Here is a 12882-nt window from a genome sequence, read left to right as displayed (position 1 = left end):
GGTTTAATAAACCTTCTCTTTTTTGTTATATCTACGATCTATTCTTTTCCATCATCTGTAACAAATAATGAAATTATCATACCAATAATCGCTAAAGCACAAGTGAAATACATGCCATAGTGTACACCATTGGTAAACTTAAAAGCAGCTGATCCATTAACAGCGTTTCTACCTAAAGTTAAGAAACTAGTAGCAAGAGCTGTCGCTAACGCACCAACAATTTGTTGCATCGTATTCAAAATTGCGGAACCATCTGCTGACTCAAGACCTTTAAGTGAATTCAAAGCCGAAGTTTGTGATGGGGACATAGCAAGTGGTGCGCCAATCATTAACACAACGTGAGCTAAGATGACGTACCAACTAGCACTATGAGTAGTCACCAAGCTAAGCATAATCGCACCGATTAACGCAATGGTAAAACCAATTCTAGTTGGCCATTTTGCACCAGAATTATCGTACATTCTACCAGCTAATGCAGAAACAAGTGCATTGATAATGCCACCTGGAAGCATGATAATACCGGTTAGAGCAACCGCAACCAGTAACCCATTCTGCAAGTATTGTGGCAACAAATACATAGCTGACAAAATAATACCAAAATCGATCATTACTAGTACTGCACCTAAAGTAAAGTTTCGATGTTCAAATACTCGCATATTAAGCACAGGTACGGTAAGTTTCAATTGACGTTTTACATAGAAAATCAATGCAATAATACCGCCAATTAAGCAAGCAAGAACTTGAATTGAAAGCCAACCCAATTCACTAGCAAAGCTTGCACCAGCAATTAAACCTGAAAAGGCAATAATTGATAAAATAATTGAAATAAAATCAACTTTTGGCTTAGTAATTTGGCTAACATTTTGCAAAGTAAACAAACCAATTACAAAGGCAATCACTAAAAATACTACAAAAGTAAAGAAGATATCACGCCAGCTGCCAACTGCTAAAATCAAACCAGTAAGAGTTGGCCCGATTGCTGGTGCAAACATAATTACTAAAGCAAGAACACCGTTGACTGTCCCTAATTTGTTAGGTGGAAAAATCAACATTGCAATAGTAAACATTAAAGGCAAGATAATTCCAGTTCCAATCCCCTGAATCATTCTTCCCATTAATACCATTGAAAAATTAATTCCAAAACCTGAAATAAGCGATCCAATAATAAAGGCAGCAAGGCCAAATAAAACTAACTTTTTGGTCGTAAACCACTTAGTAAATAAACTTGAAAGTGGCAGGATTATCCCGATTACGAGCATATAGCCGGTAACCAGCCATTGAATTGAAGACTGACCAACTTGAAGAGCCTTCATCAACTGTGGTAAGGCAATATTAAGTGAAGTTTCACTAAACATTCCTACAAATGATCCTATCATTAATGGCAGAATGGCAAGCCAAGGATGCTTAACATCAATTCTAGCTTTCATTCCCATTTGTGTATTTTCCATTAATTTTCCCCCCTTTTTATTGCAACGTTGATTACTTTACCAGAAAAATTTTTTCTTCGTAAGTAAAAATTTTAAAAAGCAACAGAAAAGCATAGTTATTTAAATATAGTATTTAATTTTTTGTTTCATAAAAGTGACATCGTGTCATATAATATATATTGTAAAACTTTAATACACATTAAATAACCCATTTTTACGGAGGGCTACAAGATGTTTAGAGACAAAAAACACAATTTGCTATTAGAAAACTAACAACAGGTACTGGGATCCTGTTGTTAAGTGTTGGTATGGGGATTAACTTATCCTCAAAAGAAGTATCTGCTTCAGAAATTGATCCAGCTCAAACTACTGAGACTGTTCAAACTGAAGCTGCGACAGAATTAACCGCGGAACAAGAACCAGCTGTTGAATTCTCTGCCCCAGTTCAAGAAACTGAAGGTACCTCTACAGTTGAATCAACACCTAATGTTAAGGAAGAGACTGTTACAGAGATACCAGCAGAAACTGTTACTGGCAACACTAATAATGAAAATAACGGCAGTGTAAACACAGGAACTCAATCCCCTGCTACTCAACCTGAAGCTGAAAAGCCAGGTCAAGACACTACCGCTACTGACAATACTAATAATGAAAATAAAGATGCTGTAAATACAGAAACTCAAAAACCAGAGACTACTACTCCTGCTACCCAGCCTGAAACTGATAAAGCAGAAGAAGGTGAAAAAACTCCAGCTAAAAACGAAACTGACTCTTCATCAGAAAAAGAAGAATCCAAAGCTGATTCAGATAAAAAAGATGAAGTAGAAAAAAATGAAAATGAGTTAAATAAAGGAAACATAAAAGATGACGCCATTAACATTGATGGTTCTATCCTTCCTGACGCAGCTAAGCCTGATAAAGATAATATTAATGAGACTTTATCAATTCAATTCTTTCTGATCCGGATAAACTTGCAGAATTTGAAGGAAAAGCTAATTGGACAGATGCTATATTGCAAGGAATAATTAAGTGGATAGAAGATAATAGACTTTCATGGGATCACATTAGTGATCAAGAAAAATACCCTGGATGGGAAGATGTTTTTGATGAAAGTTTAAAAATCGACAGAGTTGATCCTTTTGATCATAAAAATCCCCAATGGCAAGCAACTGCAAACAAAGAAATTACTATTACCCAAACAGTAAATAACGGTTCACAGCAATCCACACAACAAATCAAAGTTAACTACGATGTAGTCATATATATTGCGATTGATCCTAATATGAGCGGATGGGATGCACTTTTTGGTAATTATAAATTTATAATTAGCGATGTAAAAGTCAGCAACATTAATAAAGTAGACCCTGATACTAATACTCCGAAAGATGATTTTGATGCAGTAAATATTCCTACTGCTCCAGAAGGCTTTGAAAACAGAGTCACAGGCACAATTGAAGGACCCAAATTTGATGATTACAATATAAACAATAATATCAGCCTTGAAGACAAAGTAATTAAAACTAATTTAGATAGTATCTTCAATACCATCCTACAAAAAGGTACAGATGTAACCTTTAAATACGATATTGAACAAATTGCCGTTAAAAAACCAACTTGGGTTGATGTCATTGATGGTGATGACAAAAAGGAGTGGAATGATCTCTTCCAAAATGTTGATTTCACTAAAGACCAAGATAAAGATAATATCTGGACCGGTACAGTAACTTTAAATAAAGATATCATTCAAACCATTAATGGATTAGATCAAGAAAACAAGCAAACAATCCACCTTACAAAAGATGTCACTATTACTATTCAACGTGATGGTAATACTAATAACTTCAAAATTTTGACAGTAAATCAATCTAATTGGACACCAAATGATTCTCTTGAATCTACAGATATCTCTAAGCCAGGCTACAATCACAATGTGTCTGCTTCTATTACTGGTACCAGTAGTGACAACTTTACACATAAAGTTGAAAATGGTCATCTTTCAACGAATCTTGATTTTAGTAAATTAGAAAATAACAATAATCAAATTACTATCAACTACAAAGTGTCTTATTCTCCTAACTTTGGCGATATTGCCTTACCTCCAAACATGGACCTAGATGACTTGAAGCCAGATAAAGATAATGAAAATATTTTTACTGGCACTATTACCACTGATAAAGTAATCAATCAAACTGTTAACGGCAAACCTGCTAATGATATTACTTTCTCACAAACTGTTTCAGTTACAGTTACCTGGGACAAGGAAAATGCTCAATGGGTAGTCTCAGAACCTAAGGTTGAGATTAATGGTTATACTCCAATCGACATTAATAAGCCTGGTTACTCCATCGACAAGGTTGAAGCTGATATTATTGGTGAATCAGACTTTAAGGTTGAGGATGGTAAACTTGTAGTTAATGACAAGGCTTTGGCTAACCTTCAAAACGGCCAAACCATCAACTACACCGTGACTTACTCTCCTGTATTTGGCGATATCATCTTACCTCCAGGCATCGACAAAGATGACTTGGTTGAAAATCCTGATGGTTCTTGGACTGCTAACACCACTATTAATAAAGTCATTACTCAGAATATCGCTAACGCTAATGGCAACATTAACCAGATTACCCTATCACAAGCAGCTACAGTTACACTTACCTTAAAAGACGGGAAATGGACTGTAGACATTAAGGGCTTCGGTGATGTTACTGTTAAGGATGACAATCCTATTAACGTTAATAGACCTGGATACAAGCATGACGTATCTGCTTCTATCGATGGCACTAAGTTTGATGGATTCAAGATCGATGACGATGGTAATATCGTAATTAATGCCAGTGCTTGGGACATTCTTAAAGATGGCGACACTATCAGTTACATCGTTAACTACACTCCTATTAAGCCTCAACCAGATACAGTAACTCCTCCTAACAAGGATGACGACAACATTTGGTCAGATGATGTTACAGATAAGGAAAAAGACGACATCATCGATAAGATCGAAGACGGGGCCCTTACTTGGACAGATAATGGAGATGGCACTTGGTCTGCAACTGTTGACTTTAACAAGCAACTCTCACAATCCATTTCTGGTAATATGATCAATGGTTTACCAAACATCACAGTAGACGTTACTAAGAAAGTTACATTAACTGCTGAACTTAAAGGTGATAAATTCCATATTACTAGCGTTACATCAGGTAAATGGACTAGCGACAGTAACTTAGGACAGAAATTACCTGAATCTGACAACAAATATGACATTTCTGCCACTGTTAATGGTAATGATCATGCTGGATTAAAAGCAGAAGTTGAAAATACAAACACAATTCCAGGTCTTGATTCTGACTTGATTCAAAGTATTATTAACAACCATGAATATGGCTCACTTCTCCAATTAAGCTATGTCATTAACGCTAACCCCGGTTCTGCTGATCCCGACAAGCCAGCTGAACCTGACACTCCTAATGTCGATCCTGACATGGGTGTAGATCCAGAAAATCCATCTAATCCTGATGATAACAATGGCTCAGGTGACTCAAATAACTCAGGCAATAATCCTGGCTCAAGTGATTCAACCGAAAATACTACACCTAAGCCTGAAGAAGGACCAGAAGTTAAACCAGTTACAACTCCAACTGAATTCACCCCTCCGCTTTCTGAAGATATAGAAGATGATGATAAAAAAGCAAATCCAGATTCAGATTCTGCTCAATCTGAAAGTAACAAGGATAATAAAGGCAAAACTGTCACTGGTAGCAAAGCTACAGGCAAGAAGGCAACTATTATTTCACTTTCAGAATCAATAACTGCTTCTCAAAACAGTAGTGCTAACTCACAAAATAGCTTAGCTACAACTGATAACGAGATAGCATTACCACAAACTGGTGAAAATAAGGATAACCTTTCTATGATGGGTATTATTATGGCTGGACTTGCTGGTGCACTCACTACTTTAGGCACAGCTATCAAGAAAAAGAAGAAGAACTAATTTTGATGATAAGCATCTCAATAGCGAGATGCTTATTTTTGTACAAAAAAACTTTCGAAAGTTAATAACTCCGAAAGTTTTTATTATATTCAGTTTTTCAATTAATACTTCAAATCGCTAAATTGTTTATTGGTATTTTGCTTAGCCAAGTCTTTGCTCTTCCAGTAAACTGCATTAGTAGTACCCTTTGAGTTAGCTGAAACGATGACTTCTTGACCATTTTCAGTATGACGAGCTAAGTAAGTGCTACCTTGTCCTGGTTCTTGACCCATATTAGTAAAGCTGTAGAACTTAATACCATTAATAGTAGTTTGCTTCATGTAGCCTGACAATGAATCTGAATCAGCTTTATCAGTATTTTCCTTCTTAACATTCATGCTAAAGCCCGCTTCATCATTGATCTTATCACCTGAAACAGTCAAAGTATCAATATTACCATTGCCTGTATCAGCGGTGTACCACGTACCTTGAAGTTCTGATGGAATTACGCTTTCTGATGATGAAGCTTGATTACTATCTTCGTTGCCTTCAAGTTTAACATCTAATTGCGCATTCTTAGCTAAATCTTGAACAGTTTTAACATCGTTATTATCGTTAATGTATTTAACTATTTCGCTCAAAGTTGTAGTACCTAGGTTACGTTGTTTAATAAAGATTGTAACTTCCTTACCTGCACCGTCACCTTTTAACATATAACGAGCATTACTGCTTTTACCAGTACCACTAACTTCATAGACATAACCATTATTATCAGAAGAAATGCCTGTTGCACTCTTAGTTCTAAATGCTACGCCCAAGTTGTTGCTTTTAGCAGCATTCATAGCAATTTCCCATGAATCACCATACTTTTGTGCAGCATAAACAGTGATTGCACTGGCAGTAGTCTTATAATCCATATTTTCTGCAGAAAGTTTAGTAGAACCATTGTTATTACTATTTTGGTTATTATTTTTTGAACCAGATTCTGAAGAACTCGAAGTATTTGAATTGTTTTTAGAAACTTTACTTGTTTTTGATTGTTGAGGTTGACTATTTCCTTGTGAAGTTTGACTACATCCTGCTAAAGTCAAAGCAGCGGAAATGGCAACCAATACAGTTAATTTACGTTTCAAAAGAATTCCTCTTTCTATTTTAAATCTATCTCTATGCCCTAATAATATTATAAAAAACGATGTTGTCCAAACCTTTACAATATTATTATCTAAAATTTACAACTTACTTTAAACTCTTAAACTTTGCAGTAACATTTTCTTGAGCAATTTTTTTACTCTTCCAATATGAACCTGTATAGCTACCGGTATCAACACTATATGTAGCTATCGCATCATTCTTTCCTTTTTTCTGCATTGAATATAATATACCAAAATCTTGAGCATTTATTTCTTGAACATGATAACAATCAACGCCGTTAATATTTTCTATTCTAGCACGTGACCAATCCTTTGTTTGTACAAAATAATCAGTTACTAAGCCACCACTAGCAATACTATGAATTTCCTTACCAGCAACTGTATGAGCTGTAATAACCAACTTCTTGCCTCTTCTGTTATACCATGTTCCAATTAAATTTTTAGGTACATTGACTAGCCCATTATCACCCTTGATTCCATATTTATCAGAAGTAATTGCAGCTGCATATTTTGTTTTCTTAGCTAAAGACTTTACGTTTTGCACTTTCTTTTCTTTATTCAAAAAAGAAATAATTTCATCTAAGCTGGTACTTCCAACTCTCTTTTGACGCGAATAAAAATACACAGTTTGTTTATTAAAAGTATAGAAAGTAGCATTTTCTTTGCCATTACCACTAACTTCGTAGATGTAGCCTTTTCCTTTGGTAAAATGCTTAAAACCAACTCTACTCTTTAAGCTTACATATAACTTGTTTTTATCCGCCTTTTGATAAACTTCCTGCCAACGACCTTTATATTTAATAGCTGCATAAGTCGTTAATGCGCTCGCTTGTTCAGGATTAGTTAATTCTTTTACTCTTAACTTGGGTGAAGTCTTCTTCTGAGTTTGCTTAACTTGTTTATTATTTTCAGTACCAGAATTATTGCTACATGCTGTTATTCCCACTGTAGCGGTTATTAAACAAATCATTGCGAATATTTTTCTACTCAATTCAAAAACTCCAAATCTCAGTGTAAATACAAAAATATCCCTAAAAGCAATCTTAGGGATACTATTTACCGTTGTTTTTTATCATTATAAAGCATTTTAAGCGATTTTGCAGTGTTTAATTGATTTAAATTTGGTAAAGATTACTAAAAAAGTTTTTATAAAGAAGTATAGTTAAAAAGAATAGAAAGAAGTTATGCCAATGTTATTAGAACTAAAAAATATTAGATTAACTATTGATGACAAAAATATCATCAAGAATTTAACTTTAAAAATTAAAGAAAATGATTATTTGACCATTACAGGTCCATCAGGCAGTGGTAAAAGTACTATTTTAAAACTTATCACTGATTTAATCAGTCCAACTTCAGGAAACATTTATTTTAGGGATAAAAACATCAATGAATATTCTCCAGAAAAATACCGTAAACAAGTATCTTATTGTTTTCAGCAGCCTGTATTATTCGGTAAAACAGTAAAAGATAATTTAGAATTTCCTTTTATTGTTAGAAACAGGCCATTCAATCAAGAAAAAGTAATTGTTGCCTTAAAAAAAGTACTGCTTGATGAAGATTATCTCAAGAAAAATGTCGATCAACTTTCAGGTGGTGAAAAACAGCGTGTGGCCTTAATCCGTAATGTACTATTTAAACCTAAAGTTTTATTACTAGATGAAATTACCACGGGACTTGACGAAAATAGTAAAAATATTGTTCATGATTTTATTAACAATATTTATCAGCAAGGAACTACGATTATCCAAGTTACACATGATAATGAAGAATTACGTTCTGCTCATCATACTATTGTAATTTCTAAAGGAGTTTTTACAGATGAAAAGTTTAGCCGTTAGTAATTGGTCACTTCTGTTAGCCTTCAGTTTAGTGCTAATTTCAGTTGGTATTTCTTGTAAAGAAAAATTAGGATTAACTAAAGACGTTCTCTATAGCGTAGTTCGGGCAATTATTCAATTAGTCATTGTTGGATATGCATTGAAGTATATTTTCCACGTTGATAATGCTATTTTTACTATTGCAATCACCATTTTAATCATTTTTAATGCATCATGGAACGCTAATAAGCGTGATCCTAATCCTGATCGTAAGTTTATGCAATCATTCATTGCTTTACTTGTCGGGACATATGTGACTCTTGGTGTCCTATTGCTCTCTAAAACCATTCAGCTTAAACCAATGCAAATTATTCCAATTACAGGGATGATTGCTGGAAATGAAATGGTCGCAATTGGTTTGTGTTACAAGAGTATTCATGATAGTTTTCAAGATCAACGACAACAAGTATTAGAAAAATTAGCTTTAGGTGCCACACCCAAACTAGCTAGTATGACAATTTTAAGAAGAGGTATTAAAACTGCGATGCAGCCAACGATTGATTCTGCTAAAACTGTTGGTCTAGTTAACCTGCCCGGTATGATGTCTGGCTTAATCTTTGCCGGTGTTGATCCAGTTTATGCAATCAAATATCAGATCATGGTTACTTTCATGCTTTTATCTGCTACAGGCCTGGGTGCTGTTATTGCAGGATATTTGGCCTATAAGAATTATTTCAATGATCGTGCACAGTTAAAGAGATACTAAAAAAGAGCTTGAGAAAATTCTCAAACTCTTTATTTATTATCTATGCTTAGAATTACCAGTTCATGTAACGTTGACGTTCCCAATCTGAAACTGATTGTGAATACTTAGACCATTCCAATTCCTTGGATTCAATAAAGCTGCGAGTTAAGTGATCACCTAATGCACTCTTAATTAAATCATCTTCCTTAAATGCCTTAACTGCGTTGTGAAGAGTAGTTGGTAATGGCTTAATACCCTTCTTTGCTCTTTCTTCTTCAGTCATTTCAAAGATGTTTTCTTCAACTGGCTTCATTGGCATCTTTTGTTCCTTAATACCGTTTAAACCAGCAGTTAAACATGCAGCAAGTAATAAGTATGGGTTAGCAGTTGGATCAGCTGAACGCATTTCCAAACGAGTGTTAATTTCACCAGCACTTGGAATACGAACAAGTGGTGAACGGTTCTTAGCAGCCCAAGCAATGTAACAAGGTGCTTCGTAACCTGGAATTAAACGCTTGTATGAGTTAACAGTTGGGTTACCAATTGCAGTAATTGCACGAGCATGTTCCAAAATACCATTCAAGAAATAAAGAGCAGTATCTGAAAGGTGGAATTCACCATCTTTGTCGTAGAATACGTTCTTCTTACCCTTAAAGAGTGACATGTTGTTGTGCATCCCGTTACCAGCTTGACCTTCAAGAGGCTTAGCCATAAATGTAGCAAACAAACCGTGTTTTCTAGCAATGGTGCGAGCAACCATCTTAAAGGTTTGGCATCTATCAGCAGTTGCTAAAGCATTGTCGAATCTAAAGTCAATTTCTTGTTGACCATCACCTACTTCGTGGTGAGCAGCTTCAACTTCAAAGCCCATATCTTCCAAAGTTTCAACAATTTCACGACGGCAGCGTGCACCTTCATCATCTGAAGTCATATCAAAGTATGAAGCGTGATCTGGAACTTCAGTAGTCCAGTTACCATTATCATCTAACTTGAAGAGGTGGAATTCCATTTCAAAACCAATGTCAAATGCATCAAAGCCTGCATTTTCCATTTCACCAATAACTCGTTTCAAGTTATTTCTTGGATCACCTGCAAAAGCTTTACCATCAGTTGTGTGAACTGAACAAATCAAACGACCGATCTTGCCGCCGTGTTCATCACCCCATGGTAATACTGACCAAGTTGAAAAGTCTGGATATAGAACCATGTCACTTTCTTCAAGACGAACAAATCCATCAATTGATGATCCGTCAAAGCGAATGTCGTTGGTCAATACTTTATCTAATTGACTAGTTGGTACTTCAACTGCCTTTTCAGTACCGTTAATATCAGTGAAGCATAAACGTAAAAATCTAACGTTCTTATCTTCAACTTCTGTTTTAATTTCTTCTGCAGTGTATTGTTTACTCATAGTATTTATCCACCTATAAAAACAAAAAATATAAAATTGGTCTGGTCCTACGATTAATTTTTATCTCCTAGAACTGTCTAATACAATAGCAGACCAATTAGAAAAAGTCAAATTGGTCTGCTGACTTTTATCAAACTTTACTTTTTGTTAAAAATGTATCGCGAACCGAATTAATAATTGCTACCTTATCATGCGCATAAGTTAAACCACCTTGCATATACACTGCATAAGGCGGTCTAATCGGACCATCTGCTGAAAATTCAATCGTTGACCCTGATACAAAATTACCAGCGGCCATAATGATCTTATCCTCATAACCTTCCATGTGAACTGCTTCAGGAGTTACAAATGAATCGATAGGTGAGTTCTTCTGTACTTCTTGAACAAATTTGACCATCTTTTCAGGATCATTAAAGATAATTGTTTCAATAATGTCACTACGTTTTTCATCCCACGCCGGAGTTACATTTAGTCCCATTTTTTCAAATAATGCGGCTGCAAAAATCATTCCTTTTTCAGCCATGCCAGTTACATTTGGCGCTAAGAAAAATCCTTCATATAGATCGTGTAAATGTCCAATTGTAGCCCCTTCATCGGTACAACCAGGAGCGGTTAATTGCAATTTAGCATTTTCAACTAAGTCTTTTTTACCGACAATATATCCACCGGTCTTAGCTAGACCACCTCCAGCATTTTTAATCAAAGACCCTGCCATTAAATCTGCACCATATTCAGTTGGTTCATATTTTTCCGCAAACTCGCCGTAACAATTATCGATAAATATAATGCTATTTGGGCTAACCTTTTTTACAAAACTTATCATTTCTTTGATTTGTTCAACCGTAAAAGTTTTTCTAGTTGAATAACCACGAGACCGTTGAATAGCAACCATCTTAGGCTGATCACGCTTAAGGATCTTTTCAGCTACATCATAATCGATTAAATTTTCATCACTTAATGGAACATATGAGAACTTAACGCCTTTTTCAGCTAAAGTACCTCGCTTATCATCAGTCAGCCCGATCACTTTTTGTAAAGTATCATAAGGCATCCCCGTCAAATAAGTTAAGGTATCACCATATTTCAAATTTCCACTTAAAGCAGTAAAAAGCGTATGCGTCCCTGATACAAATTGCGGACGAACTAGCGCATCTTCTGTATCAAAAACTTGCGCATAAACTTTATCCAGCTTGTCGCGGCCAATATCGTCATCGCCATAACCAGTAGCACCATTTAAGTCAGCTTCTGCTACATTATTATCTTGAAAAGCTTTTAAAACTTTTGCCTGATTATAAACAATTTGATCTTCAATTTCTTCTAACTTAGGAGCGATTTGATGATCAACTTCTTCAACAATGTTTTGTAATTTATCTGGTAAATTATCCATTTTCCCATTCCCTAACTTTATTAATAATCTTTTGTTCACATTCTAAGTCATTCAATGGGTCAAACCATTGAATTGGTAATTGATTTCTAAAATAGGTCAATTGTCTTTTAGCATAACGTCTAGAGGCAGTCTTTAACTGCGTTACACAATCTTCCAAGCTTTTTTCTCCATCAAAATATGGGAAAAATTCCTTATAAGCAATTGCTTGTAAAATTTGATGCTCTTTATCACGGTTATCATAAATAAACTTTGCCTCTTCGAGCATCCCTTTCCCCATCATCTTATCTACACGTAAATTGATCCTACGATAGATCTCTTGGCGATCAGAATTAAGCCCGATAATCAAATAATCATATCTCGGCTTTATCTTTTTTTGTTGTTCTGAGAACTTTTTTCCTGTTCGATCAATTACAGTTAAAGCGCGCATCGTTCTACGTGAATTAGGCACAGGAATTTTAGCCGCAGCCGTAGGATCTTTTTCATTTAAAATCTGCCACAATTTTTCTGCACCATTTTCTTTAAGATAATCTTCCCATTTTTGCGAAGTTCCACGCTCTTCATCATTTCTTTCACCTAATTGCATTTCATTAAGTAAAGCATTCACATAAAAACCGGTGCCACCAACCAAAATTGGTAATTTTCCCTTTTTAGCTACTTCACTAATTGCTTTTTTTGCTTCATCAACAAAGTCCTTAACAGAGTATTCATCAAAAACCGAGCGATTATCAACTAAATAATGCTTAACTTTCGCCTGTTCTTCTTTTGTTGCCTTCGCAGTCCCCACTTCTACTTCTTGATAAACCTGCATAGAATCACCAGAAATGATCTCACCATTTAACTTTTGCGCCAAAGAAATGGCCAAATCAGTTTTTCCAATAGCAGTCGGACCCACAATCGCTAATACTTTTTGCATAAAACCATCTTTTCAATTTTGATACAAAAAAGCACATTTAGGCCAAAAATCCCCAAATGTG

10 protein-coding genes are annotated in these 12882 nt (G+C 35.2%); 4 read left to right on the top strand and 6 right to left on the bottom strand.

All coding sequences use genetic code 11. The annotated features are described in order from the left end of the window. Positions 1 to 38: 38 nt before the first annotated feature. Positions 39 to 1448: a DHA2 family efflux MFS transporter permease subunit gene (locus tag SO785_RS01465; RefSeq protein WP_003548236.1), complete on the bottom strand. Its 1410-nt coding sequence runs from the start codon at positions 1446 to 1448 to the stop codon at positions 39 to 41. Positions 1449 to 1735: 287 nt separating this feature from the next. Between SO785_RS01465 and SO785_RS01460 the strand changes: the two genes are divergently transcribed. Then, positions 1736 to 2452 carry a prolipoprotein diacylglyceryl transferase gene (locus SO785_RS01460; protein ID WP_230470417.1) on the top strand — a complete coding sequence of 239 codons (717 nt, stop codon included), beginning with the start codon at positions 1736 to 1738 and terminating at the stop codon, positions 2450 to 2452. Beyond that, positions 2440 to 5415: an LPXTG cell wall anchor domain-containing protein gene (locus tag SO785_RS01455; protein ID WP_003548239.1), complete on the top strand. Its 2976-nt coding sequence runs from the start codon at positions 2440 to 2442 to the stop codon at positions 5413 to 5415. The genes SO785_RS01460 and SO785_RS01455 overlap by 13 nt, the downstream gene beginning before the upstream one ends. A gap of 101 nt (positions 5416 to 5516) precedes the next feature. Here the strand turns inward: SO785_RS01455 and SO785_RS01450 are convergent, their stop codons facing one another. Further along, the gene (locus tag SO785_RS01450) at positions 5517 to 6527 is read right to left on the bottom strand and encodes an LptM family lipoprotein (RefSeq protein WP_003548241.1); all 1011 of its coding nucleotides are present in this window, start codon (positions 6525 to 6527) and stop codon (positions 5517 to 5519) included. A 103-nt stretch (positions 6528 to 6630) separates the two neighbouring features. Next, entirely contained in the window at positions 6631 to 7536 is a 906-nt protein-coding gene (locus SO785_RS01445; protein ID WP_003548242.1) for an ABC transporter, read from the bottom strand. A 193-nt stretch (positions 7537 to 7729) separates the two neighbouring features. Here SO785_RS01445 and SO785_RS01440 point away from each other — a divergent pair, with 193 nt between their 5' ends. Together SO785_RS01440 and SO785_RS01435 are read left to right on the top strand one after the other, a co-directional pair. Continuing rightward, positions 7730 to 8386, top strand: coding sequence for an ABC transporter ATP-binding protein (locus tag SO785_RS01440; protein ID WP_003548243.1), 657 nt, complete (start codon positions 7730 to 7732; stop codon positions 8384 to 8386). Further along, on the top strand, positions 8367 to 9131 hold the full coding sequence (locus SO785_RS01435) for an ABC transporter permease (RefSeq protein WP_011254483.1): 765 nt from the start codon (positions 8367 to 8369) through the stop codon (positions 9129 to 9131). Before SO785_RS01440 ends, SO785_RS01435 begins: the two co-directional genes overlap by 20 nt. A 52-nt stretch (positions 9132 to 9183) precedes the next feature. Here the strand turns inward: SO785_RS01435 and glnA are convergent, their stop codons facing one another. The 3 genes from glnA to miaA form a co-directional block, all read right to left on the bottom strand. After that, positions 9184 to 10521 (bottom strand): type I glutamate--ammonia ligase, encoded by a 1338-nt coding sequence (gene glnA / locus SO785_RS01430; protein WP_003548245.1) that lies wholly within the window; start codon positions 10519 to 10521, stop codon positions 9184 to 9186. 130 nt (positions 10522 to 10651) lie between these two features. Beyond that, a complete protein-coding gene (locus SO785_RS01425) occupies positions 10652 to 11908 on the bottom strand; it encodes a methionine gamma-lyase family protein (RefSeq protein ID WP_021874132.1) in 1257 nt (418 codons plus the stop codon). After that, positions 11901 to 12821, bottom strand: coding sequence for a tRNA (adenosine(37)-N6)-dimethylallyltransferase MiaA (gene miaA / locus SO785_RS01420; RefSeq protein WP_003548247.1), 921 nt, complete (start codon positions 12819 to 12821; stop codon positions 11901 to 11903). The genes SO785_RS01425 and miaA overlap by 8 nt, the downstream gene beginning before the upstream one ends. Positions 12822 to 12882: the final 61 nt, after the last annotated feature.

It is taken from the genome of Lactobacillus acidophilus (assembly GCF_034298135.1).
Taxonomy (GTDB): domain Bacteria; phylum Bacillota; class Bacilli; order Lactobacillales; family Lactobacillaceae; genus Lactobacillus; species Lactobacillus acidophilus.
The sequence above is the reverse complement of the archived record's forward strand: the minus strand, read 5'-3'. Positions and strand labels throughout refer to the sequence as shown.